The sequence below is a fragment of the Pseudomonas sp. MF09156 genome, assembly GCF_059862305.1.
Window position 1 is genome coordinate 96,202 of the sequence record NZ_JCBCUR010000016.1, and the last position, 23,308, is coordinate 119,509.

General features: G+C 61.7%; 22 protein-coding genes. 8 read left to right on the top strand and 14 right to left on the bottom strand.

The window, feature by feature from the left end; genetic code table 11:
- The gene (locus AC19YY_RS25200; RefSeq protein WP_500605050.1) at positions 1-2,055 is read left to right on the top strand and encodes a S9 family peptidase; all 2,055 of its coding nucleotides are present in this window, start codon (positions 1-3) and stop codon (positions 2,053-2,055) included.
- On the opposite strand, the gene AC19YY_RS25205 is transcribed toward AC19YY_RS25200, so the two are convergent.
- On the bottom strand, positions 2,052-2,336 hold the full coding sequence (locus AC19YY_RS25205; protein WP_169955567.1) for a hypothetical protein: 285 nt from the start codon (positions 2,334-2,336) through the stop codon (positions 2,052-2,054). The two genes, AC19YY_RS25200 and AC19YY_RS25205, sit on opposite strands and share 4 nt — an antisense overlap.
- Positions 2,337-2,417: 81 nt before the next feature.
- Between AC19YY_RS25205 and AC19YY_RS25210 the strand changes: the two genes are divergently transcribed.
- Complete coding sequence (locus AC19YY_RS25210) at positions 2,418-3,104, top strand: spermidine synthase (RefSeq protein ID WP_169955566.1); 687 nt, start codon at positions 2,418-2,420, stop codon at positions 3,102-3,104.
- A gap of 12 nt (positions 3,105-3,116) precedes the next feature.
- Here AC19YY_RS25210 and rarD read toward each other — a convergent pair whose 3' ends face one another.
- Positions 3,117-4,001, bottom strand: a complete 885-nt coding sequence (gene rarD / locus AC19YY_RS25215) for an EamA family transporter RarD (RefSeq protein WP_170043250.1) — start codon at positions 3,999-4,001, stop codon at positions 3,117-3,119.
- A gap of 622 nt (positions 4,002-4,623) precedes the next feature.
- Here rarD and AC19YY_RS25220 point away from each other — a divergent pair.
- From AC19YY_RS25220 to AC19YY_RS25230, 3 genes are all read left to right on the top strand, one after another.
- Complete coding sequence (locus tag AC19YY_RS25220) at positions 4,624-4,998, top strand: YajD family HNH nuclease (RefSeq protein ID WP_038448187.1); 375 nt, start codon at positions 4,624-4,626, stop codon at positions 4,996-4,998.
- Positions 4,999-5,134: 136 nt separating this feature from the next.
- Entirely contained in the window at positions 5,135-5,602 is a 468-nt protein-coding gene (locus tag AC19YY_RS25225) for an RNA methyltransferase (protein ID WP_032863501.1), read from the top strand.
- Positions 5,603-5,671: 69 nt separating this feature from the next.
- Positions 5,672-6,013, top strand: coding sequence for a YgaP family membrane protein (locus AC19YY_RS25230; protein ID WP_169955564.1), 342 nt, complete (start codon positions 5,672-5,674; stop codon positions 6,011-6,013).
- A 138-nt stretch (positions 6,014-6,151) separates the two neighbouring features.
- On the opposite strand, the gene AC19YY_RS25235 is transcribed toward AC19YY_RS25230, so the two are convergent.
- Both AC19YY_RS25235 and AC19YY_RS25240 read right to left on the bottom strand, forming a co-directional pair.
- Positions 6,152-7,384, bottom strand: a complete 1,233-nt coding sequence (locus AC19YY_RS25235) for a hypothetical protein (RefSeq protein WP_169955563.1) — start codon at positions 7,382-7,384, stop codon at positions 6,152-6,154.
- 12 nt (positions 7,385-7,396) lie between these two features.
- Positions 7,397-7,846 carry a YcgN family cysteine cluster protein gene (locus AC19YY_RS25240; protein ID WP_029292333.1) on the bottom strand — a complete coding sequence of 150 codons (450 nt, stop codon included), beginning with the start codon at positions 7,844-7,846 and terminating at the stop codon, positions 7,397-7,399.
- A 152-nt stretch (positions 7,847-7,998) separates the two neighbouring features.
- Between AC19YY_RS25240 and AC19YY_RS25245 the strand changes: the two genes are divergently transcribed.
- The gene (locus AC19YY_RS25245; RefSeq protein WP_169955562.1) at positions 7,999-8,592 is read left to right on the top strand and encodes a nitroreductase family protein; all 594 of its coding nucleotides are present in this window, start codon (positions 7,999-8,001) and stop codon (positions 8,590-8,592) included.
- A 71-nt stretch (positions 8,593-8,663) separates the two neighbouring features.
- Here AC19YY_RS25245 and AC19YY_RS25250 read toward each other — a convergent pair whose 3' ends face one another.
- From AC19YY_RS25250 to AC19YY_RS25275, 6 genes are all read right to left on the bottom strand, one after another.
- Complete coding sequence (locus tag AC19YY_RS25250; RefSeq protein WP_500605051.1) at positions 8,664-12,086, bottom strand: OspG family effector kinase; 3,423 nt, start codon at positions 12,084-12,086, stop codon at positions 8,664-8,666.
- A gap of 89 nt (positions 12,087-12,175) precedes the next feature.
- Positions 12,176-13,108 (bottom strand): D-2-hydroxyacid dehydrogenase, encoded by a 933-nt coding sequence (locus AC19YY_RS25255; RefSeq protein WP_500605052.1) that lies wholly within the window; start codon positions 13,106-13,108, stop codon positions 12,176-12,178.
- A 113-nt stretch (positions 13,109-13,221) separates the two neighbouring features.
- Complete coding sequence (locus tag AC19YY_RS25260) at positions 13,222-13,515, bottom strand: YcgL domain-containing protein (protein ID WP_169955559.1); 294 nt, start codon at positions 13,513-13,515, stop codon at positions 13,222-13,224.
- Complete coding sequence (gene rnd, locus AC19YY_RS25265) at positions 13,512-14,645, bottom strand: ribonuclease D (RefSeq protein ID WP_500605053.1); 1,134 nt, start codon at positions 14,643-14,645, stop codon at positions 13,512-13,514. Before rnd ends, AC19YY_RS25260 begins: the two co-directional genes overlap by 4 nt.
- A gap of 122 nt (positions 14,646-14,767) precedes the next feature.
- Positions 14,768-15,424 (bottom strand): class I SAM-dependent methyltransferase, encoded by a 657-nt coding sequence (locus AC19YY_RS25270; protein WP_169955557.1) that lies wholly within the window; start codon positions 15,422-15,424, stop codon positions 14,768-14,770.
- 98 nt (positions 15,425-15,522) lie between these two features.
- Positions 15,523-16,896, bottom strand: coding sequence for a glutamine synthetase family protein (locus tag AC19YY_RS25275; RefSeq protein WP_500605054.1), 1,374 nt, complete (start codon positions 16,894-16,896; stop codon positions 15,523-15,525).
- A gap of 416 nt (positions 16,897-17,312) precedes the next feature.
- Between AC19YY_RS25275 and AC19YY_RS25280 the strand changes: the two genes are divergently transcribed.
- Complete coding sequence (locus AC19YY_RS25280) at positions 17,313-18,155, top strand: cache domain-containing protein (protein WP_500605055.1); 843 nt, start codon at positions 17,313-17,315, stop codon at positions 18,153-18,155.
- A gap of 42 nt (positions 18,156-18,197) precedes the next feature.
- Here AC19YY_RS25280 and AC19YY_RS25285 read toward each other — a convergent pair whose 3' ends face one another.
- The gene (locus tag AC19YY_RS25285; protein ID WP_170043245.1) at positions 18,198-19,715 is read right to left on the bottom strand and encodes an MDR family MFS transporter; all 1,518 of its coding nucleotides are present in this window, start codon (positions 19,713-19,715) and stop codon (positions 18,198-18,200) included.
- Positions 19,716-19,748: 33 nt separating this feature from the next.
- A complete protein-coding gene (pobA, locus tag AC19YY_RS25290) occupies positions 19,749-20,942 on the bottom strand; it encodes a 4-hydroxybenzoate 3-monooxygenase (RefSeq protein ID WP_169955552.1) in 1,194 nt (397 codons plus the stop codon).
- Positions 20,943-21,121: 179 nt separating this feature from the next.
- Here pobA and AC19YY_RS25295 point away from each other — a divergent pair, with 179 nt between their 5' ends.
- On the top strand, positions 21,122-21,997 hold the full coding sequence (locus AC19YY_RS25295; RefSeq protein ID WP_500605056.1) for a helix-turn-helix domain-containing protein: 876 nt from the start codon (positions 21,122-21,124) through the stop codon (positions 21,995-21,997).
- A gap of 59 nt (positions 21,998-22,056) precedes the next feature.
- Here AC19YY_RS25295 and AC19YY_RS25300 read toward each other — a convergent pair whose 3' ends face one another.
- Together AC19YY_RS25300 and AC19YY_RS25305 are read right to left on the bottom strand one after the other, a co-directional pair.
- Positions 22,057-22,230, bottom strand: coding sequence for a hypothetical protein (locus AC19YY_RS25300; protein WP_169955550.1), 174 nt, complete (start codon positions 22,228-22,230; stop codon positions 22,057-22,059).
- Positions 22,231-22,329: 99 nt separating this feature from the next.
- Positions 22,330-23,235 (bottom strand): LysR family transcriptional regulator, encoded by a 906-nt coding sequence (locus AC19YY_RS25305; RefSeq protein WP_169955549.1) that lies wholly within the window; start codon positions 23,233-23,235, stop codon positions 22,330-22,332.
- Positions 23,236-23,308 lie beyond the last annotated feature (73 nt).

The window sequence follows — 23,308 nt, forward strand, 5'->3', positions numbered from 1 at the left end:
ATGCCTTCATCGACCCACGCCGCTGCCGCCCCGATTGCCCGCCAGGACTCAGGCCAGGACCCGTATGCCTGGTTGCAGGAACGCGACAACAGCGAGGTGCTCGACTACCTCAAGGCCGAAAATGCCTGGCAAGAGGCGCAGCTTGAGGACCAGAAAGCGTTGCGCGAAAGCCTGTTCCAGGAGATCAAGGGCCGTATCCTCGAGACCGACCTGTCACTGCCCTCGCCCTGGGGCCCGTACCTGTATTACACGCGCACCACCGCCGGTGACGAATACGCGCGCCATTACCGCTGCCCGCGCCCGGCCGACGACAGCCAGCAGATCGATGAAAACGCCGAAGAACTGCTGCTGGACCCAAATGTGCTGGCCAATGGCGGCTTTTTCTCCCTCGGCGCCTTCAGCATCAGCCCGGACCACAAGCGCCTGGCCTACAGCCTGGATACCAATGGCGAAGAGATCTACACCCTGTACGTGAAGGAATTGTCTTCGGGCAAGGTCAGTGAACTGGCCTTCGAAGGCTGCGATGGCAGCATGACCTGGGCCAACGACAGCCTGACGCTGTTCTTCGGTGAACTGGACGACACCCATCGCCCGCACAAGCTGTATCGCTACCGCCTGGACGGTACCGCTGCCGAAGAAGTGTTCCACGAGCCCGACGGCCGCTTCTTCCTGCATTGCTACCGCTCCAGTTCCGAGCGCCAATTGCTGCTGTCCCTGGGCAGCAAGACCACCAGTGAAATCTGGGCCCTGGACGCCGAGCAGCCGCAACAGGCGTTTGCCTGCCTGGCGCCACGGGTTGAAGGCCATGAATACGATGTCGATCACGGCAAGCTGGACGACCAATGGACCTGGTTTATCCGCAGCAACCGCGATGGCATCAACTTTGCGCTATTCCAGGCGGCCGACACCGGCGGCGTGCCCACCGAAGACCAGTGGCACAACCTGATTGCCCACGATGACGCGGTGATGCTCGATGGCGTGACGCTCAATGCCCGGGCCATGACCCTGAGCCTGCGCATTGGCGGCCTGCCGGTGATCGACGTGCACCCACAAGGCCTGCCGGCTTATCGCGTGGAACTGCCGGACGCGGCCTACAGCCTGTATGTGCAAAACAGCCTGGAATTCGACAGCGACAAAATCCGCCTGCGCTATGAAGCACTCAATCGTCCGGCCCAGGTCCGCCAATTGGAGCTGGCCAGCGGCGCGCAGCACGTGCTCAAGCAAACCCCGGTACTGGGCGTGTTCAATGCCGACGATTATGTCAGCCAGCGGCTGTGGGCTACCTCTGCCGATGGCACCCAGGTGCCGATCAGCCTGGTGGTCAAGCGTGACCAGGTGGGCCAGCCGACGCCACTGTACCTGTACGGCTACGGCGCCTACGGCTCGAGCCTCGACCCGTGGTTTTCCCATGCGCGCCTGAGCCTGCTGGACCGCGGCGTGGCGTTTGCCATTGCCCATGTGCGCGGGGGCGGCGAATTGGGCGAAGCCTGGTACCGCGCCGGCAAGCAGGAGCACAAGCAAAACACTTTCAGCGATTTTATTGCCTGCGCCGAACACTTGATCGCCGAGGGCCTGACCACCTCCAAGCAGCTGGCCATCAGCGGCGGCAGCGCCGGCGGGCTGTTGATCGGTGCCGTGCTCAACCAGCGCCCGGATCTGTTCCAGGCAGCCATTGCCGAAGTGCCCTTTGTCGATGTGCTCAACACCATGCTCGACCCCGACCTGCCACTGACCGTCACCGAATATGACGAATGGGGCAACCCTCAGGAACCCGAAGTGTACGAGCGGATCAAGGCCTATGCGCCGTACGAAAATGTCAGCGCCCAGGCCTACCCGGCGATGCTGGTGATCGCCGGCTATAACGACAGCCGCGTGCAGTACTGGGAAGCCGCCAAGTGGGTGGCCAAGCTGCGCGCCACCAAGACCGACGACAACCTGCTGCTGCTCAAGACCGAACTGGGCGCCGGCCATGGCGGCATGAGCGGGCGTTACCAGGGCTTGCGTGACGTGGCCCTGGAATACGCCTTTGTGTTCAAGGCCCTGGGGCTGGTTTAAGAACCCGCCGCCTTGGGCTTGCTGTCGTTTTGCTGCAAGCCGGGCAAGGTCTGGTCCTTGGGCGGCTTGGGCATTTCAATCGGCGGCAACAACGGCGCCCCGCTACCTTGTGGCTTGGGCGCCGTTGGCGGCGTGACTTGCGGATAGGGGGTCGGCGTGGCAGTGCCCGGCGCCCCCGTGGTGGTCGCCGGCGTGTTCGGCACGGGTTGCAACTGCTGGGCATGTGCGGCACCCAATGTGAGCACACTCCCTACAATGACCGCTAGAATGCTGCACTTCATCGATGGCTCCATGGCCTGACTGTTAACCAGTCCCAAGGCTACTCCCAACCGCGCAAGAATGCCCTTCCCAATGAGATTTCCATGAAACGTTTCGTGCTGCTCGACACCACCCCGATCCCCGATAACGGCGGCGCCCTGTGCCTGTTCGAGTACGGCGAGGATTTTGTGATCAAGATCCAGGGCGGTGACGGCGGGCAATTGATGAACACGCGCATGCACGGCTCCGAAGATGCCCTGGCCGAAATCCCCTGTCGCAAGGTCGCCGGCCGCCCTGGTTCACGGGTATTGATTGGCGGCCTGGGCATGGGGTTCACCCTGGCCTCGGCGCTCAAGCACCTGGGCAAGACGGCCGAAGTGGTGGTGGCTGAATTGGTACCGGGCGTCGTGGAGTGGAATCGCGGCCCGCTCGGGGAAAAATCCGGCAACCCGCTGCTGGACCCGCGCACGGTAATCCGCCTGGAAGACGTGGCCAAGGTGCTGCAAGCCGAGCCCCAGGGCTTTGATGCAATCATGCTCGACGTCGACAACGGCCCCGAAGGCCTGACGCAGAAAGCCAACAGCTGGCTGTACTCCGCCGGTGGCCTCAGCGCCTGCGCCAAGGCCCTGCGCCCCAAGGGCGTGCTGGCCGTGTGGTCGGCCAGCGCCGACAAGCAGTTCAGCGACAAACTGCGCAAGGCCGGCTTCAAGGCCGAGGAAGTGCAAGTGTTTGCCCATGGCAACAAGGGCACCCGGCATACCATCTGGATTGCCGAGAAACTCAAGGGCTGAACGGCGCGCCGCTCAGATCGAGCGACGCAGTCGACTCAGGTGCCGCAAGCCTTCCAGTACCAACACCACCACCGCCAGCCAGATGGGCAGGTAGGTCATCCACTGGCCCGGCTTGAGGCTGTCGCCCAGCATCAACGACACCGCCACCAGCAACACCGGCTCAGCGTAACTGAGCAGGCCGAACAGGCTGAAGGGCAACAGGCGGCTGGCCAGGATGTAGCAATAGCCTGCCGCCGCGCTGACCAGGCCCATCACTGGCACCAGCCAGTACAACGCCGGGCGCTGCGCCAGCGTTTCGCCAATGGGTTGGCCGCCGAGGATGAACCACAGCGCCACGGGGATCATCAGCATCATGTCCAGCCACAATCCGCCCAGGTTGTCGGTGCCACAGCGCCGGCGCAGGACGAAATACAGCGGGTAACCAACACACACCACCAGGGTGGTCCAGGAAAACCCGCCCGTGCGGTACAACTCATTGCCCACGCCCACTGCGGCCAACACGGCGGCAATCTTTTGCAGATGGGAAAGGCGTTCGCCATAGACGATACGCCCGGTGATAACCATGGTCAGCGGCAACAGGAAGTAACCCAGGGAAACGTCCAGGCCATGGCCGTTGAGCGGCGCCCACATGAAGATCCACAACTGCACACCCACCAACGCGCTGGTCAGCACCACGCAAGGCAACAACCCCGGCTTGTCGCGCAAGCGCTGGTAGATCAGCGGCACCCATTTCCAATCCCCGGACAGGCACAGCAGCAGCGTCATGAAGGGCAACGAAATAAGGATTCGCCAGCCAAATATCTGCTGGCCGTCCAAAGGCTCAAGAAGAGAAGTAAAGAAATACAGCACACCAAACAGCAAGGACGCGGAAACCGCCAGAACAACACCTTTAGACACAACAGCCTCTACAACAAATTGCATGTATTGAATTGAAGCTGGCAGTTGAATGTAAGCGAGACGAACATCAAAACTTATTAACGCGCACCACAAACTTACAACTCACACAGAATAGAATTCCAGAGTCATGAATTTATAAGCACAGGGTAACTCGTCGATTTTTTATTATTGGCAAGACGCTGATCAAACTCTTCAACCAACCCGACTTCGGTGATTGGCAGCAGTACGCTCTACACGAGCGCCTCTGATTTGAAACGCCACAACGCCAGCCGCGGGGGCTGATATCGTGATGGGAAAACCCGATTGCACGGGAAACTAACGGTCGCCAGGCAAGACCTGGCTTATTGAGAACCTGACACCACCACACAACAGCGGCAGTGGGCCAAGAGACGCCACATTAAAGAACTTGGTAAAGTTAGTCCAACACTTTCTCAGCTAAAACTAACGTTGGCCTTATTTAACTTCCCAACGGTATTCAAACACAGCGCTGGCCAGCCATTGTTAGTGCGCCCCAAGCCGCCCAATCGCCGCCCGGCGCCCGGACTGAAAAAGCCAAGGGCTTATTGCTCCGCGAGCAGCTAGAATCAACGCCATCCGTGATCCACTAAAAACAGGAGCCAAGATGAGCTCAAGCAACCCGCCCTCCCACACCGCCAAGCTGGACCGTATCCTCGCCGATGCCCAGCGCGACCGGGAAATGGGCTACCGCGACAAAGCCCTGAAAATGTACCCCCACGTATGTGGCCGCTGCGCCCGTGAATTTGCCGGCAAGCGCCTCAGCGAACTGACCGTGCACCACCGCAACCACAACCATGACGACAATCCCCAGGACGGTTCCAACTGGGAATTGCTGTGCCTGTACTGCCACGACAATGAACACTCGCGCTACACCGACCAGCAGTATTTCGGCGAAGGCTCCACCAGCAGCCCGACCATTGCCAAGGCCACGCACAACCCGTTTGCGGCGTTGGCGGGGTTGATGAAGAAGGACGACTGACGGTCGTCGCTGAACGTTACGACGTCATCGCGGCGATGCGGCGCGATGACAATCACCCAAACACGCCATTTCTATAGCGACCGCTGCTCGAGCAATCCCCGTATAATTGCGGTTTTTCTCGAAGGCACCCTCTCCCGTGGGCAATAAACGCTACAGCTGCATCGGTCTGTACAACCCCAAATCCCCCGAAAACGTCGGTTCGGTCATGCGCGCCGCCGGCTGCTATGGCGTGGCTTCGGTGTTCTACACCGGTAAACGCTATGAGCGGGCCCGGGACTTTATTACCGATACCAAGAAGGTCCACCACGATATCCCGCTGATCGGTATCGACGACCTGAAAAAGATCCTGCCCCTGGGCTGCATCCCGGTCGCCGTCGAGCTGGTGGACGGCGCCCGCCCGCTGCCCGAATACACCCACCCGGATCGCGCGCTGTATATCTTCGGCCCCGAAGACGGCTCCCTCGACAAAGAGATCCGCGACTGGTGCGAAGACGTGATCTACATCCCGACCACCGGTTGCATGAACCTCGCGGCCACGGTCAACGTGGTGCTCTACGATCGCCTGGCCAAGGGCAATAACACCCGTTCGGGCCCCAAGTACTGATTTGGCGGGAACATCCACGAACTGCCGGCAGTCAGTTGCATATCAATGGCCCTTTGTTGGAGACAGACCATGAGCGACAGCAAAACCCTCAACCCTGTAATTGAATCGACGCCGTTCCAAACCCAGCCGACCCAGAATGTCCAAGGCTGGGAGCGCATTGGCTCCTTGGCCGGTGGCGTGGTGATGATGGGCAAGGGCATTCGCCGGGGCGGCTTCTTTGGCCTGATCCAAGTGGCGATTGGCGGTGTGGCCTTGGCACGCGGGATCAGCGGGCATAGCTCGGCCAAGTCGCTGCTGGAAAAAAGCCGCCAGGATATGAACAGCGTACGCACAAAAATCGAACGCGCCGGCGAAGAACTGAAAAACCTCAAGACCCGCGCGCAAGTGGCTGCCGAAAAAACCACCCCGTGACGCAACTTGTGTGGGAGCTGGCTTGCCTGCGATGCGGGCGGCTCGGTCTTTTAGTCAGACCGAGGTGATGCTATCGCAGGCAAGCCAGCTCCCACACAAACCCAGTGCCTACACAAGCTGTGTTTGCACCATTGAGTTTCAGCGCAGCAGTTTGCTGTCGAGCACCACCGAGGATTCGCCAATCACGCTTTCGGCCAACTGCACAAACTCCCTGGTCGTGATGCTGTCCAGGCGCATCAGCGCCTGCGTCAGGTCATCCAGGGAACGCTTGTTGTGGGTTTTCAGGCGGATTTCGCGATCCAGTTCCTGCAACACCACCACCGCCCGCGCCACCGTGGCGCCGCTGACGTGCTCGCCGCGCAAGGTCGTCACACCCTTGCCGTCCTTGCTCAAGCGCGCCTGTATTGCCTCATAACGCTCGTCGCTGATGCCACCCGCGCGGCGTAGCAGTTCAATGGAGTAATACTCGGCAAGCCCTTCGCTGATCCAATCGCTGCCCTGATGGTCGTTGAACCGGCCGATGGCCTGCACCACTTCGCGAATCAACGGGCTACTGCCGTTTTCGCTGACCAGCGGCGTGCGGCTATTGAGGTACACCGAATCGCGCCCGGAAAACGCGCCACGGCGCATCGGATCACTGGCCCCCACGACCAGCAGTTTGGCCGGATGCCGGGGAAACGCTGCTTGCACCTGGGGCCAAACGAATGTCAGCAACGTCAACACGTCCATGCGGCGCATGGCCTGGCCCTTGGGCGAGGTCACGGTGATTTCAGTTTCGCCAAGGCGTACCCGGCGGCTGCCCAGGTTACCGGCGAGCATCCAGCCCGTAGGCCGGTCGAACAGACGGGACACGTTGTCGATACGGAACTTGTGCTTGCCGATCCGCGGCCAGGGGGTCTCGACGCTTTTCCAGCCTGGCGGCAGCTCGAAGGTCAGCCGCGACACCAACTCCACGCCGTCCTGCTGGTCAAGCCGGGCCGCAGGCACCAAGTCTTCACCACGAAACAGCGCCCAGCTGGGGGTCATGCGCGATTCGTAGATGCCGGGCTTGCGCGCATGGCTCAGGCGCACGCGGTAGGTCAGGCTGGCCTTGTCGGCGCCCGGCTGCCACAGGCCACGCCGGGCCCCCGTATCGGGCGTGACCTGCCACTGGCCGTCGGCCTTGAAGTCGCTGTAGTCACCTTCGCGCCCCAGGTCGAAGTTCAGGCTGCGCACCGCCGAGCCCTCGGACAGGCTCAGGCGCACCTCGGCCTGATCGCTCTGGGGTAATAGTTTGACGTGATAGTCGAGGTCGACTTTTTTCGCCGACCATGCCGACGTGCTCAACCCCAGCAACAGCAGGCTTGCCGCCAGCCTGGCTTGGACCGTCATACGCTCTCCTTTTCAGCCTGCGCGAAAAATCAGGTAATCCTCCCAATCGTCCTCGGGCACGCTGCCTTCGCTGAGCATGCGGCCGGACTGGGAAATGCGTTCGTGGTGCACGGCGTCGCGATCACCGCAGACCAGGTGGTGCCATAGCGGCAAGTCCTTGCGCTCACTGACCAGGCGATAGCCACAGGTCGGCGGCAGCCATTTGAACTGATCGGCCTGGCCCGGCGTGAGCTGGATGCAATCGGGCACCGAGTCCCGACGGTTAGGGTAGTCGGTGCACTGGCAGGTTTTCAGGTCCAGCAATTTGCAGGCGATGCGCGTGTAATAGACGCTGTTGTCGTCTTCATCTTCAAGCTTTTGCAGGCAGCACAGGCCACAGCCGTCGCACAGCGACTCCCATTCCTCCTGGTCGAGGTGCTCAAGGGTTTTGCGTATCCAGAAAGGTTCGACTTTGGCGGCCATGGCTCTACATCAGTATCGGTAGGTGAAAAGGCCGCCAGTCTAGTGCCCAAGCCCCCTGGGGCCAAGCGCTTACGACTGCCGGTAGGGCAAGACTTGTCAGGCGCGCGGCGGCGCAGTAGTTTTGAGAGCCGTTTTTTCATCAGGATCCGCTTATGAGCACTGAGCCACGCGTTGCCGATTACCCGATCCACCCGCAGTTCACCGAGCGTTGGTCGCCGCGTGCGTTTACCGGGGAAAGCATTCCGGAGGAAACCCTGCTGAGCTTCTTCGAAGCCGCGCGCTGGGCGCCTTCGGCCTACAACTCGCAGCCTTGGCGGTTTCTCTATGCCCGTCGCGATACGCCGCACTGGCAGCGTTACCTGGGCCTGCTCAATGAATTCAACCGTGGCTGGGCGCAACATGCCTCCGCACTGGTGATCGTGGTGTCGAAAACCACTTTCGCAGTGCCCGGCGCCAGCGAAGAAACCCCGGCGCTGTGGCACACCTTTGACACCGGCTCGGCCTGGGGCCACCTGGCGCTGCAAGCCAGCATCAGCGGCTGGCATACCCACGGCATGGCCGGCTTCGACCAAGAGCTGACCCGCAAGGAACTGAAGATCCCCGAGGGTTATGCGCTGCATGCGGCAGTTGCGGTGGGCAAGCTGGGGGACAAGGCGACCCTGGCCGACTACCTACAGGCCCGGGAAGCCCCAAGCCCCCGCCGGCCGTTGAGCGAGTTGGTATCTGCTGGTGACTTCAAGCTCTAAGCCCCCGGCTGCATAGGCCATCGCCTGGCGTATGCAGCTTGTTGAAAGCGCCAAGGTGCAGATCAAGACGCTCAGGCAAGCAGGCGCGCAAAGGCCTGGCGCAGCGCCTCTCTTTGACGTACATACGCGGCCATCACCACCGGCACCATGAACTCCAACGGCTGGGAATCCATATCCACCGGGTAGATTTTCTGGTCTTTCGCCGAGTACATAAAGTTCTTCAGCTGCAAATCATTGTGATAGATATCCTTCGCTTCCATTTGCGCCAGGGCATCATCCAGCAAGGACCGTGCTTGCGGCGGCAAACTCCCTCTCTCAAAATGACTGAGCGCCACCCCATCAAGCTTGCGCATCTTTATGTATTTAAAGCCGTCCTCAATGATCCCTCTTGCAAAACCATCGCCATAATATTTATTCAGCGATATCAACTCCATGTTGAGGTAATTGGCCGAAGGTTGCAGTGAAGTAGGCCCAAGATCCTTGTAGACACTTTTGCCATCGCGGCTGGCGTAAATCACACCCTCGCCACCGGCCGCGATTTCCGGCCCCAGATCGTCCGCGACTGACACAGGCCCCGCCCCGCGCAGCGTCAGCCGCCGCCATTGATCGCCCTGGACGTGCTCGACCAGCAACGGCGTTTGCCGGCCATTGTGATAGATCCGTGCCTGGACAGTGCCGTCCTCGGCACGACTGACTTGCCGGACTTCATACACCGCCGTCTGACCGGCACTGTCGATGTGGCGGATATGAGACAGATGGCCATCAGCGGCGAGATAAACCCCCTGGCTGTTGCGCGAAAGCCCGGCGATTCGCGAGGGCGCAACGCTGTACTCGGCAAACAGCCGGTTGCCCAGCTCGCTACCCGGGGCAATACGCGCCATGGCCAGTGCGCCGTCCACGGCCTTGGTTTGGGCAACAAACCCTTCAAGGGGGCTCCCATAGGGGCGTATCCTGTCAACATCGAAGGCATACCATTTACCGTTGCGCAGCACCGCGCCGCCTTCGATACGCCTTCCTGCAACTATGTAGGTGCCTGTTGCCGCAACACCAGACTCCTTACTGACCGCCTTCAATAGGTCATAGCTGCCGCTGCTCCCCCTGAGCTTGTTAACCGCCTGGATACCTTTGGACAATCCTTTACCGGCCAGTTGCGCACCGCCCACGGCCAAGTCCCCCAATCCTCCCAGGGGGTTAAACGCGCCAATCGTGGCCACACCGATTATCTTCGTCCCCCGTAATACCTTGGTCACCCCGGAGACAGCAGCGCCGCCCAACCGCCCCAGTTTCCCCGCCACTGCCGCGCCGGCAGTCAGGAAGCCAAAGATGTCCAGCGCCAGGTCCACAGCCCCCTCGCCGTAGTTGCCCTGCTGAAAATTGACAATCGCCGAGCGCAACGGAATAAGGTTGAGCACAAACTCTTTAACCGCCCTGGCTGTGCCCTTCTGCTCGTCCAGCGTGGTCTGCCCCCTGGCATGTTCCTTTATCTGCGGGTCATCCAGATCAAGATGCTCAACGAATACATCGGCAATGTATTGGGTACGCGGCGTCGCAAAGCTATCAAGCAACCCGTTATCCCGTGGGGTTCTTTCATTTCTCTGCTGAGGGGCACCCTCAGGGCTGAACACTTTGGTCTCGTACACGACATTGGCATTTCTTGAACTACGCTGCGCCGCCCGCCAGAGATCCACGGGCCGAATAACCCCTTGGGCAAAGTTGATTTCATAGGCTGCTGGAGGCTTTCCCTCGCGCTCAACTTTCAGCAGCAGTTCCTGGCCTTTGGGGTGCTGGGTTCTGTCGGTAAAGCCTAGGCCCAAGGTGTGGGATAGATTCTGATAGAAGGTCAGCTTTCCATACTCAAGGTTCTCCCGATCGACCACCGGCAACTGCGCGACCAGATGCTTGATGGTGATGCCGATAGCTGCCTTTTTATTTTTTATCGTGTCATCGAACGGCTGGTTGAACGCCTCGGTGGTGCCAAATCGGTGATTGGCGTTCAACTCGGCCAGGGGGATGCGGCTGTCTGCGCAATCAAATACGGCGGGCGAAGGTAGGTCCATCATGGCGATATCCAGCAGCGAATGGCGCCCAAGCAAGTAGGTTGCTGGCGTTCCAGGACCACCTCGCGGATGGCCTGTAGTACTGATCAGTTTCTCTTCAAACAACCCGCCCAGGTCGCCAAATCGTCGCTTGAGTTCGGCCAGCGCCAACTCTTTTCGACTGGGAATAGCCTTATCCAATGCCTGGCTGGCGCTGATCATTTGCCGCTGGCGGCTGTTGAAGGTGTCTTTGAGTATGTTCAGTTCCTGGTCGCTGTAGCCCTCATCATCCCGGCGCTCCAGCAGTCCATTGGCAACCCCCCAGTCCAGCAGGGCGGCCTTCTGCGCCCGCCAGGTGACGCCCGGATCAGCCAGGCCCGCACTCTCGGCCTGTTGCATGACCTGCACAAAGGTCATGTTCGGTACCTTGCCCGGCGATTGAGCTTCTATCGTGCGCGCCGCAACCGCCAGGTTTACCCAGGCCGAGCTGCCATAGGTGACACTGGCGGGGATGTCCTTGATCAGGAACTCGGGGGCCATCCTGGCCAACAACAGATAGGCGCCTACCCCTGCCATCTCCGGGCGGGTTCTGCCACTGGCGCTCAGGTGCGTGCGCAACCCGTCGACCACCACTGAAGCGGGTTTACCCCAGTGCCGAGCGCTTGCCAGGTCAAAACCCGCCACCTTGGTGCGATGTGGCGCGGTGATGGATTCGGGATCCATCTGCACAGCAATGGCAGCCAGCAAATAGTCGTTGATACTGCGGTCGGTAGCGACTGCATCCATTTGCTCTTGCAGGTACTGTCCCAGCCGCTGCCCTGGCGCGCAACTGATCAGCGATTGCAGGGCCTCGATGGGGTTGCTGCGTACCTGCAGGTCGACGGGCTGCTGATCGTTCAGGTAATCCAGCACCCCCTTATTACCGAGCCGGTCCAGAGCCAGCGCACCCAGCCTGCGTTGCTCATCAGGACTGATAGGCACCGGCCACGATAAGCCGCCGCCAAGATCGCCAAGTGGGTGCTCCAGGGCTTTTTGAGTGACCGCATCGGCGAGGCTGGCAAGGTGAAAATGGCTGGTGGGCTGGAAAAATCCAAGGTGCCGGATAAAGGTCGTCAGGGTGATGCTGCTGCCGGCATCCAGCGGATAGGACGACCCAGGGTCTATGCCCATCGGGGTACTGCCCAGCGCCGCCAGCACAGCTTGCGGAGTGGCATCTACGCCCAGGCGCGTGGCGACCTCGAAGAGCTTTTGCCCCAGGACCTTCAGGTTTTCTCTGTCGGCCAGGGCAGCCTGCAGGCCAGACTTGGGTTTGGCCTGTGTCGGGATGACCGGGCCACCAGCGGCGCCAGTTGCCGGCAAAGGGTCAGGCTGCGCAAGCCTGGCGCCTTCAGCGACACGGTCAGTCAAAGACGCGGGAAACGGAGGTGTTTGCGGGGGGATAGCACGCAGATCGAACATTGAGAGGCCTCCCTGATTAAGGTCAGCGAGCCTCCCACGATACCGTCAGCGATAAAATCAGATGCGGGCTACGCAGCCTGTGGGGGAGTTCAATATCCGCGCTCGAAAATCACCTCGCCACGCAGCGAATCCTTGGCCTGGTACGCCCCAAGGTTCTCGACAAACAGCGCCACCATGCGTCGCGGGCAGGTCGGCGCCGAGCTGTGGCCCGTCAGCAACAAGCCCCAGGCAGTCCAGAACGGATGGCGCTGGGGCAAAGGCTCCTGGCGACACACGTCGATGACCGCACCGGCCAGGTGCCCTTCTTTCAGGGCCTCGACCAGATCGGCATCCACCACCGCCACGCCCCGGCCGACGTTGATGAACAAGCCGGTCGGCTTGAACTGCTTGAACAGCGCCGCATCGTACAGGTCGTGGGTGTTCGGCGTGTTGGGCAGCAGGTTGACCACATAGTCCACCTCGCCCACCAGCCGGCCCAGTTGATCCGGCCCGGCCACCTCGAGAAACGGGGCCTGCTCCCGGGCTTGGCTGGCAACGCCGTATAACTCCACGCCAAAGGGCAGCAGGAACTGCGCGACGCTCTGGCCGATATCGCCGGTGCCGACGATCAGTACCTTGCGCCCCGCCAGGCTCTGGCCCATGCGGTTGTCCCACTTGCGCTCGACCTGGCTGACCAGGCGCGCCAGCACCTCGCGCTCGTGGCCGAGCATGTAGGTGAGCACGTACTCGGCCATCACCTGGCCAAAAATGCCGACGGCACGGGTCAGTCGATAATCCCGTGGCAAGCCATCGGCCAGCAGCGGCGTGATACCGGCCCAGGTCGATTGCAGCCATTGCGGGTGATGGCCCTGGCGCAGCAGGGTTGCCAGCAGGTCCGGCTGGCCCAGCCACACCGGGCAATCGGCGGCCAGGCGTGACAGTTCAGCCGAGTCGCCGCTGGTCAGGACTTCAATATCCGGCGCCGCTTCGCGCAGCAGTCGGGCGTACAGCGGGTGGTCCTGTTCTGCTATCAGAACGCGCATGGTTCAAACCTTTCAAAAACAGTGCAGGCGACCACCGGCAGCAGACTGACTGCTGGGCTCGGGGCTCGCCAGGTCATTCGATTCAAACGTGTCCCGAGCGGGACACGGGTCGATCACATCGGGTCGTTACGGCGCAGCAGTTCTTCGGGCAGGTGTTCGATGTACTCATCGTCCGGCGGTGGCATCTGCAGGTGGTAGCCCTGCTTTTGCAGGTTGGCCAGGACTGCCACGATATCTTCCTGTTGCAGCTTGCGTTCCGCCGTCAGCACCAGGTTGAAAGCGTGTACCGGCTTGCCGAACACGGTCAGCAGGCCTTCGGGCACGCGCTCCAGGGCATCGCTCTTGAGCACGTAGAGGTACATGCCGGCGCGTTTCGGGCTGCGGTAGATGGAACAAATATGTTTCAAGGCTGTTCTCCGGCAGTGGCCAGGCTGTCCAGCAGCGCCTGGCCCATCAACTCGCGGCGCCAGCCACGCAGCGAGTCAGGCAATTGGTAAGGCCCATCGGGGTAGCCACTCTTGACCAGCGCCTCGAGGGTTTTCTTGCGCAGCATCAGCTCCGGGGCCATGTCCAGGCGTTCGGCGAAGGTTTGGCCCAGGGCGCGCAGTTGCTTGATCAGCACCGCGGCATCCACCGGCAACGGCTCAGGCACGGCCGGCGGCCATTGGTCCATCGGCACACTGGCGGCACGTTTGATCAGGCCCAGCAGAAACTCGCCGTCCTGGCGCACGGTGCGCGGGTGCATGTCTTCGATTTTGCCCAGGACCGCGAGGTTATCCGGCTGCGACTTGGCCAGGGGCCATAGCGAGTGTTCACGCAGGATACGGTTGCGTGGCAGGTCGCGGGCGCGGGCTTGCTGTTCGCGCCAGGCGCACAGCTCGCGCAGCACAGCGAGCTGGGCACGGGACAGTTTCCAGGCCAGCTTGGCGTCGCGGTAGACCTCATAGGGATCGATTTCCCGACGCAGGTTGGCCACCAGTTCCGCGCCATCTTCTAGGATCCAGGCGTATTTTTCGTCGGACAGGCGCGGGCGCAGCCGTGTGTAGACTTGCGCCAGGTGCACCGCGTCTTCAGCGGCGTAGCTGACCTGGGTCTCGGACAATGGCCGCTGCAGCCAGTCCGAACGGGTCTCGCCCTTGGGCAGTTCGATGTCGAGCACAGCTTGCACCAGGCGCGAGTAGCCCATGGAGAAGCCGAGGTTCAGGTAGGCAGCTGCCAGTTGGGTGTCGAACAGCGGCGCCGGCAGGCTGCCGGTCAGGCGCAGCAACACTTCCAGGTCTTCACTGCAGGCGTGTACCACCTTGATCACCGCTGGGTTTTCCAGCAGCGCGGCCAGGGGTTGCCAATTATCGATGGTCAGGGGATCGATCAGATAAGCGCGTACACCATCGCCGATCTGGATCAGCCCGGCGATGGGATAGAAGGTATCGACCCGCATGAATTCGGTGTCGAGGGCGACGAATGGCAACTGCTGCCATTCGGCGCAATGCTGGCCGAGGCTATCGTTGTCGCAGATCCAGTGAATATCGATGGCCACACGGCTCTCCCTTGAAGAATGGCGCGCAGTATATATCGCCAGAGGGACTTTCGAGCACCCGCAGTGTGCCAGCCATCATGAAAACTCTGACAGGAGACGAAGAATTGCCCGACAGCTGAGGGTTATCCTCGTTTGCGCAGCACATAAACCCGCCACAAGGTCGAGCCGGGCATGAACTCTTGCTGATTGAGCACCGTGAACCCCGCCTGGCGGAACTCCGCTTCCACCTCGACACGATGGGACAGCAAGGCTTGCCCCGTGCCTGGCGGGTGGAGCTCACGATGGCGGCTGTCGCTGTCCACCGAGACAATCACCGTGTCGCGGCTGACCCGGTGAAACTCGCGCAACAGCGCCAGGCGCGCGTCGGCCGTGGGGACGTGGCGAAACAGTTCCAGGCAGAAAATGCAGTCCACCGCGTTGGCCGACAGGCCGATGGAAAAGGCCGAGCCCTGGAACGTCTTGATCCGGCGCAAAAATGCCGCGCCGTGATGGCTCTGGGCATGATCGAGCATGGCCTGGGATGGGTCCGAGGCGAGGATCACACGGTTGCTGTGTTCGGCCAGCACCGGCCAGAAGCGCCCCGCCCCACAGGCCAGGTCCAGCAGCAGCCCGGGCTCCCCCGCGACTTTCAGGGCCTGGCGCACCAGGCGCTCATCGCGCCATAACCATAGGCGCCGCCGTAAAGTCGGGGGGCGCGGGTCGCCGCAGACCCGAGCGTGGTCACGATCACAGCGCGCGGCGAATTCAGCCTCGATGGACGATGGGGGTTGCGACGACATCACGGGACTCATGTAGATGAACCGGTCTCTACGGACACTGGACCCTCAGCTTATCCACCCGCTCGTGAAAAAAAGGTCGAAAGCGTCGCGCTTCATCATCACGCCTGGTGCAGGTACCAGCGCCAGTCCTGCTCGCCCACCTCGCCCATGAACTGCCGATACTCAGCCCGCTTGACCGCCAGGTACACGCCGAGAAACTCCTGGCCGAATGCTTCACGTGCCCAGGTCGAGCCTTCCAATGCACGCAAGGTGGTCAGCCAGTCGGTGGGCAGCAGCTCCTTGGCCTGGGCATAACCATTGCCCGTGACCGGCGCGCCGGGATCGCGCTGCTCACGAATGCCACGGTGGATCCCCGCGAGGATTGCCGCCGCCGCCAGGTACGGGTTGGCATCGGCGCCGCAGATGCGGTGTTCGATATGCCGCGAAAACGCCGGGCCGCCGGGCACACGCAGGCTCACGGTGCGGTTGTCGACCCCCCAGGTGGCCGCCAGCGGCGCATAGCTGTTGCTCTGGAAGCGTCGGTACGAGTTGGCGTTGGGGCAGAACAACAGCAAGGAGTCGAGCAAAGTACTGAGCATCCCGCCAACCGCCTGGCGCAGCAGCGGCGTACCGTCGGCTGCCTCGCTGGCAAACAGGTTGTTACCGTCGGCGTCCGCCAGGCTGACGTGCATGTGCATGCCGGTGCCGGCCAGGTCGTCGAACGGCTTGGCCATGAAACAGGCCGTCATCCCGTGCTTGTGGGCCACGCCCTTGACCAGGCGCTTGTAACGCACCGCCTCGTCCATCGCTTGCAACGCATCGCTGCGGTGTTCGAGGGTGATCTCCACCTGGCCCGGCGCGTATTCGGAGATCGCCGTGCGCGCGGGAATGCCTTGCAGCTTGCAAGCGCTATACAAGTCGGCCAGAAACGGCTCGATCTGCTCCAGCTCGCGCAAGCCATAGACCTGGGTCGAGCGCGGGCGACCGCCGTCCATATCCCGCGCCGGTTGCGGGCGGCCATTGCTGTCGGGCTTCTGGTCCAGCAGGTAGAACTCCAGCTCCGCCGCCATCACCGGGTAATAACCATCGGCCTTGAGCCCGTCGATGACCTTGGCCAGCAAGTGCCGGGGATCAGCCACCGTCGCCGGCAAGCCCTCCACCGGGTGCATGCTGACCTGCACCGCCGCAGTGGGAATCAACCGCCACGGCATGCGCTGCAAACTGCCGCTGATCGGGTAGGCGCGGCAGTCGATATCCCCTACCTCCCACACCAGGCCGGAGTTTTCCACGTCGTCGCCATTGAGGGTCAGGCCCAGGATGGTACTGGGCAGCGGGCGGCCACTGGCGTAGACCGCCAGCAGTTCATCACGGTGCAGCAACTTGCCGCGAGGCACGCCGTTGCTGTCGAGGATGAACAGTTCGAACATCTCGATATCGGGATTTTGGTCAAGAAACGATTGGGCTTCGTGCAGGCTGGCAAAGACGGTACTCATGGCAACTCTCTTACGTATGCGTCAGGCAGGCGCGCACGACGGCGCACCCGTGAGGGGGCAATCAGCGTAAGGGAGCGGTATCCGGCGGGCGGGCGTGGCGGCAGTGCCACAGCGCCCAAAAGGCCAGTTCAGAAGGCAATGCATCAACGCCCAGCCGACACACCGGGCGGCTGGGCGTTGATGCGCCAGGCGAGGCCTCGGGGTGAGTGTCGGGGGAACCGTCCATGCAGGGATCACAGTGAAGAGATAAGCGCCAGCGTCACACGCCGGGTTAAGCCATTAAATTCAGTCTTGATGGAGTTTGCATGGGACTTCACTAAACATTTAGAAGAGACTTACAGCGTTTGCTGAATATTCATGCATAGCTCACAGCCGTCTACGCTGTGGGGACATTTACAAGAACGAGGGATGGGTCAATGAAGGGAATGCTCCGCGCCACCTGGCTGCTGCTGTTGCTGGGTTTCAGCCAGGCCCAGGCCGCAACCGCCCATGAACAGGACGCCCAGGCCGCCAAGGCGCTGCTGGAGAAGGCCCTGGCTTATTACCACGACAACGGTGACAAGGCCTTCGCCGCCTTCAGCCGCCAGGGCGAGTTTGTCGACAAGGACCGCTATGTGTTCGTGGTCGATACCAAGGGCGTGCTGCTGGCCAGTGGTGGCCCATCTTCGGCGCTGATCGGTCGCGACGTGTCCGAAGTGCTCGGGCCGGACCTGCGCCAGTCGTTCAAGGACGCGCTGAAGATCCCGGAAGGCAATGGCATCCAACAGACCGAATACCGCTGGCAGAACTGGAACGACGGCAAGGTGGAACGCAAGCATGTGTTCTACCAGCGTATCGGCCAGCGCATCCTGGCCGTCGGCTATTACCTGCCCCGGGCTACGCCCGAGCAGGCCAAGGCCCTGCGGGACAAGGCAGTCAGGGAACTGGAGAAAAACGAAGCCGGCACGTTGAAGGCAATCAATGCGCTGCAAGGCGGCTTTTTGCAGGACGACTTGTATGTGTTTGTGGTCGACCTGGATACCGGGCGCTATGTGGCCCACGGCACCAACCTGCGCCTGATCAACACCGACTTCGCCAAGATCAAGGACCCGGACGGCAAGCCCGTGGGTGAACCGATCCTGGCACTGATGAAGGAGCAGGGTCAGGGAGAATATGAATACCGCTGGAAAAACCCGGTGACCGGCAAGGTGGAAAACAAGCATGCCTATCTGCGCAAGAGCGGGCATTTTCTGGTAGCGGTGGGTTACTACAGCCCGTAAGCGCGCAACTGCACGCCTTGTAGGAGCAGGCCGGCGCCTACGCTAGCGCGCCTTGTCTTCGCGCCCGCGCAACAGCTGGTTGGGCATCGCAATCGCCGCTGCCAGCCCCAGCAGCGACACCGCCGCGCTGATCATCAACAAATGCCGGAAGGTCCTCAACAGCTCCCCACGCAAGGCGTCCTGCGCCGGGCCGGGAGCCGCGTTGAGGCCATCGAGCAGCACGTTGCCGGAGCTGCCTTCGGCCATCATCGAGCCACTGGCCAGGTGGGCAAAACTCGAGTCCTGCAACAACGCCAAAAGCAAGGCCGACATACACGCCACGCCGACCGCGCCACCCAGGGAGCGAAACAGGTTGGTGGTGCTGGTAGCGACACCGATGTCGTGTTGCGCCACCGAGTTTTGCGTGCCCACCAGGGAAGTCGGGAACTGCATGCCCGAGGCAATGCCGCTGAGCACCATGAACAAGCTGCTGAGGATCAGTGACTGGGGTGCGCTGAAGGCCATGCCGAGGATGGCAATCGGCGTGAGCAGCGCACCGGTAAGGATCATCGGTTTATAGCGACCGGTGACTGAGGTCATGCGCCCGGCAAAGAACGCGCCCATGGGCAAGCCAATCGCCAGCGGCAGCAGGTGCAAGGCGGCGCTGTCGGCACCGGCCCCCGTGACGCTCTGATAGCGCAGGGGCATCAGCACGATCAGCGAGATGGCCTGGAAGCTGGTGAAAAAAATCGTACACCAGCACAACACCGCGCTGCGGTTGGCGAACAGGTGCATGGGCAACAACGGCTCCCGCGCCCGGCGCTCATGCCAGACAAACACCGTCAACGCCACCAGCGCACAGGCCAGCAGGCCCAGTACTTGATCATCGCGCCAATGATGGCCCTGGCCGATTTCAGTGATGCCCAGCAACAGCGCGGTCAGGCCGATGATCATCAGCACCGTGCCAAGGTAATCGATGATCGGCTTGCGCTGTGGCACCGGCAGCCCCACCAGCGTGCGATGGGCCACCCACCAGGCGCCCGCGCCCAATGGCAGGTTGATCAAAAATACCCAGCGCCACGACAGGTACTCGGTCATATAGCCGCCCAACACCGGCCCGGCCACGCTGGCAACGGCGTACATGCTGCTGAAGTAACCCTGGTAACGCCCACGCTCGCGGGGCGGAATGATGTCGCCGATGATCGCCTGGCTCACCGAAATCATCCCGCCCGCACCGATGCCCTGGAGGATCCGCGCCAGCACCAACTGCTCCATGCTTTGCGCCATGCCACAAAACAGCGAGGCCACGGTGAACAGGCCCATGCCGATCAACATCATCGGCCGCCGCCCATACAGGTCGCCAAGCTTGCCGTAGATCGGCACCGCCACGGTCATCGCCACCATGTAGCCGGAGATGACCCAGGCCAGCAGGTTGACGTCGTTGAACTGCGCAGAAATGGCCGGCATCGACACGGCGACGATGGTCTGGTCCAGCGCACCGAGGAAAATCGCCAACATCAGGGCCGCAAGGACACTGCGTACAGAGGGTGTGGATTGGGTCACGACAGAACCTGCAGGCAAGCGGCAATGCCCGCCATGTTACTCGATAGCCGGCTATTCGATAGCCTCGTAAGGAAGCCCGACGTAATTTTCTGCAATGGTTTCGCGTCCAGCCTGCGACTCGACAAAGTACTCCAGCTCGCTCTGGGCAATCCGTTGGCTGAAGCCATCCGCCTCGGGAAACTGGTGCAGCATCGAGGTCATCCACCAGGAAAACCGCTCGGCCTTCCAGATCCGCCGCAAACAGATCTGGGAGTATTTCTCCAGCAGCTCCACGCGCCCTTCCCGGTACACCTTGCACAAGAGGGTGAACAGGGTGCTCACGTCACTGGCCGCCAGGTTCAGGCCCTTGGCGCCGGTGGGCGGCACGATATGGGCGGCGTCCCCCAGCAGGAACAGGCGCCCGTACTGCATCGGCTCCACCACGAAACTGCGCAGCGGCGCGATGCTCTTTTCAATCGAAGGCCCGGTCACCAGGCTGGCCGCCAGATCCGCCGGCAAGCGCGCCTTGAGTTCGGCCCAGAAGCGCTGGTCGGGCCATGCATCAAGCGACTCCTCGGCCGGCACCTGCAGGTAATAGCGACTGCGGCTGGGCGAACGCATGCTGCACAGGGCAAAGCCACGCGAATGCTTGGCGTACACCAGTTCCCCGTGGACCGGCGGGGTGTCGGCAAGGATGCCCAACCAGCCGAACGGGTAGACCCGCTCGAAGGTCTTGAGCACATCGGCGGGGATCGACTGGCGCGACACGCCATGGAAGCCGTCGCAACCGGCGATGTAGTCGCAGTCCAGGCGCACCTGCTGGCCTTGATGCTCGAAGGTCAGCCAGGGCCGCTCGCCCTTAAGGTCGTGGGGCTGAACATTGCGCGCTTCATACAGGGTGATCGCGCCGGCGTGCTCGCGGGCGGCCATCAGGTCGCGGGTGACTTCGGTCTGGCCGTAGATCATCACAGTCTTGCCGCCGGTCAGGGTCTTCAGGTCGATGTGGTGCAAGCGCCCATTGAGGGCCAGCTCGAAGCCTTCATGCACCAGGCCCTCGGCGTCCATCCGCTGGCTGACACCCGCCTGGCGCAACAGGTCGACCATGCCTTGCTCCAGCACTCCGGCGCGAATTCGCCCGAGAACGTAGTCCGGGGCCTGGCGCTCAACAATCAGGGTTTCAATCCCCGCGTTATGCAGCAATTGGCCGAGCAGCAGCCCCGAAGGACCGGCGCCGATGATGGCGACTTGAGTTTTTAGGGTTTTCATTATTTTTATGGCCCGCCGGCTTCCCCCGAACGTTATCGGTGAAAGCGTTGTCATTGGTTTTGGTACTGGCATTTTTCCCTTGAGTGAGCCCCACAAGAAGGTGAAAACTGAGCCAAAGCCTGCGCTTTTCGCCAATCGGGGCGATTACCGAACCACTGTCCTGAGTATCGGATAAAAACATGACCAAAAATGCCAGTCCCGCGATTCCAGTGTTCAAACTCTACGGAGAAAGCCAGCAGTGGCCGACTCCGGATTTGCTGCATTGCGAGACCATCTCCCGGCGCAGCCGCGAGTACCAGTGGGAGATCCAGCCCCACCGGCATGCGGACCTGTGCCAATTGCTCTATGTGTACAAGGGCCAGGCGCAATTGGAGATCGAGGGCCAGCGCACGACGATGACCGAATCGACCCTGCAAGTGCTGCCGCCGCTGTGTGTGCACGGGTTTCGGTTTGCCGAGGATGTAGAAGGGTTTGTGGTGACACTGGCCGCGCCGCTGGTGGCGCACCTGCAGGGCCAGTTGGGCTCGGCGGTAGACGGCTTGAGCGCCCTGGGCAGCTACCCGGCGGGCCAGGACAGTGACTACCTCAATAGCCTGTTCACCCGCTTGCAGAATGAATACACCGATGACTTCCCGGCCCGGGACATGATGATGCACGCGCTGGTCAGCGTGCTGCTGGTGTGGATCAGCCGCCAGGCCATCCAACGCCGCCATCCACGGGCACCTCGGGGCCGCGAGTACTTCCGGCACTTCACCCAGTTGGTTGAGCAGCACTACCGCGAACACCCGAAGATCGAAGACCTGGCGCACAAGCTGGGGATCTCGGTGTCGCACCTCAACGGCACCTGCCGCGAGCTGGGCGGGCAGCCGGCGTTGCAGATCATGCACGACCGCCAACTGCTGGAGGCCAAGCGTCTGTTGACCTACACGAGCATGACCATTAATGAAATGTCTGACGTGCTGGGGTTCTCTGACCCGACGAACTTTTCTCGATTGTTTCGCAGGCGCGTAGGATTTTCACCCAAGGCATTTCGCGAACAACTGAACGCGGACTGACCGACCACCTACGCACTGTTGCAGGAGCCCGCAAGCCGGCTGCTGCAACAGGTTGCGTGTCAGCGCAGTGCGCTCAGGGTCGCCGAGTAGGTGCATTGCCCATGGTTGCAGGCAGAAGCCATGCCGGGTTGCAGGCGGGCCTGTTCGGCGCGGTAGGCAGCGGTGCCATAGAGGGCCGTGGCAAAGGCGCAGAGGGCAAAAATCGTCAGGTACTTTCTGGTTTTGATCGTCATGGCATCAACCTCCGGACAGATCAAGAAGGTGCTGTATTGAGCATAGGCCAGCCAGGGCCAGTTGCCAGTATTGACGGGTATTCAGACGCCTTATAGAGCTTACAGCCCCACGTCCCATTGCGGCTCTGGCGGGAACCTCAAGACCAGGAAATCCAGAAGGCTGCGCAATGCCTGGGGCATGTGCTTGCGCGAGGCATACACCGCATACATGTTCATCTGCCGCGGTTCGGCATGGGGCAGCAGGCGGATCAACTGGCCGCTGCGGATGTAGTCGCCGGCCTGATAGGTCGGCAACATCGCCACCCCTGCCCCGGCCAGGGTCAGCCGCAGCAAGGTGCTGGCTTCATTGGCGCTGATATTGCCATGCACCGGCACCGACACGGGCTCAGCGTTCTCCTCGAAGTGCCACAGGCTCTTGCCGAAGTAGGAATGGGTCAGGCAGTTGTACTCCGCCAACTCTTCTACCCGCTGGGGCTGCGGGTGTTCCTGCAGGTAGGCCGGCGACGCGCAGATCACCGAGCGGCACACGGTCAACTGACGCGCAATCAGATTGGGATCCAGGTCGTTGCTGGTGCGGATCGCCAGGTCGATGCGCTCATCCACCAGGTTCACTGTGCGGTCGAGCATTTGCAGGTCAATACTGACCAGCGGATAACGCTTGACGTACTCGGCCATGGCCTCGGCCAACTGCGCCTGGCCAAACGAGGTGCTGACGCTCAGGCGCACCAGGCCGCGAGGGGCGTCGTCCGGTTCGCTGACGGCGGCCTGCATGTCGTAGGACAGTTCCAGCATCTGCCGGCAACGCGGCAGAGTCTCACTGCCAGCGGCGGTCAGGCTGAGCTTGCGCGTAGTGCGGTGCATCAGGCGCGCGCCCACCCAGTCTTCCAGCTCCGCCAGATAGCGCGACACCACTGGGCGCGACAGGTCCAGATGATCGGCGGCGGCCGATTGGCTGCCCAGGTCGACCACGGTGACAAACACCCGCATTGCTTGAAGACGATCCATGATTTGCCCGGTTTTAGAAACAAACTATGTCCAAGCATCGCATTTTTTGCTGCGTTCAGTGCAACTAAGCTCT

Bases quoted from the DNA above. Each gene is read 5' to 3' on its own strand.
- AC19YY_RS25235 (WP_169955563.1), bottom strand. From the start codon at position 7,384: ATGACGGTCCAAGCCAGGCTGGCGGCAAGCCTGCTGTTGCTGGGGTTG.
- AC19YY_RS25305 (WP_169955549.1), bottom strand. From the start codon at position 23,235: ATGGATCGTCTTCAAGCAATGCGGGTGTTTGTCACCGTGGTCGACCTG.
- AC19YY_RS25275 (WP_500605054.1), bottom strand. From the start codon at position 16,896: ATGAGTACCGTCTTTGCCAGCCTGCACGAAGCCCAATCGTTTCTTGAC.
- AC19YY_RS25280 (WP_500605055.1), top strand. From the start codon at position 17,313: ATGAAGGGAATGCTCCGCGCCACCTGGCTGCTGCTGTTGCTGGGTTTC.
- AC19YY_RS25245 (WP_169955562.1), top strand. From the start codon at position 7,999: ATGAGCACTGAGCCACGCGTTGCCGATTACCCGATCCACCCGCAGTTC.
- AC19YY_RS25270 (WP_169955557.1), bottom strand. From the start codon at position 15,424: ATGTCGTCGCAACCCCCATCGTCCATCGAGGCTGAATTCGCCGCGCGC.
- AC19YY_RS25210 (WP_169955566.1), top strand. From the start codon at position 2,418: ATGAAACGTTTCGTGCTGCTCGACACCACCCCGATCCCCGATAACGGC.
- AC19YY_RS25205 (WP_169955567.1), bottom strand. From the start codon at position 2,336: ATGAAGTGCAGCATTCTAGCGGTCATTGTAGGGAGTGTGCTCACATTG.
- AC19YY_RS25220 (WP_038448187.1), top strand. From the start codon at position 4,624: ATGAGCTCAAGCAACCCGCCCTCCCACACCGCCAAGCTGGACCGTATC.
- AC19YY_RS25240 (WP_029292333.1), bottom strand. From the start codon at position 7,846: ATGGCCGCCAAAGTCGAACCTTTCTGGATACGCAAAACCCTTGAGCAC.
- AC19YY_RS25255 (WP_500605052.1), bottom strand. From the start codon at position 13,108: ATGCGCGTTCTGATAGCAGAACAGGACCACCCGCTGTACGCCCGACTG.
- pobA (WP_169955552.1), bottom strand. From the start codon at position 20,942: ATGAAAACCCTAAAAACTCAAGTCGCCATCATCGGCGCCGGTCCTTCG.
- AC19YY_RS25295 (WP_500605056.1), top strand. From the start codon at position 21,122: ATGACCAAAAATGCCAGTCCCGCGATTCCAGTGTTCAAACTCTACGGA.
- AC19YY_RS25200 (WP_500605050.1), top strand. From the start codon at position 1: ATGCCTTCATCGACCCACGCCGCTGCCGCCCCGATTGCCCGCCAGGAC.
- AC19YY_RS25230 (WP_169955564.1), top strand. From the start codon at position 5,672: ATGAGCGACAGCAAAACCCTCAACCCTGTAATTGAATCGACGCCGTTC.
- AC19YY_RS25300 (WP_169955550.1), bottom strand. From the start codon at position 22,230: ATGACGATCAAAACCAGAAAGTACCTGACGATTTTTGCCCTCTGCGCC.
- AC19YY_RS25250 (WP_500605051.1), bottom strand. From the start codon at position 12,086: ATGTTCGATCTGCGTGCTATCCCCCCGCAAACACCTCCGTTTCCCGCG.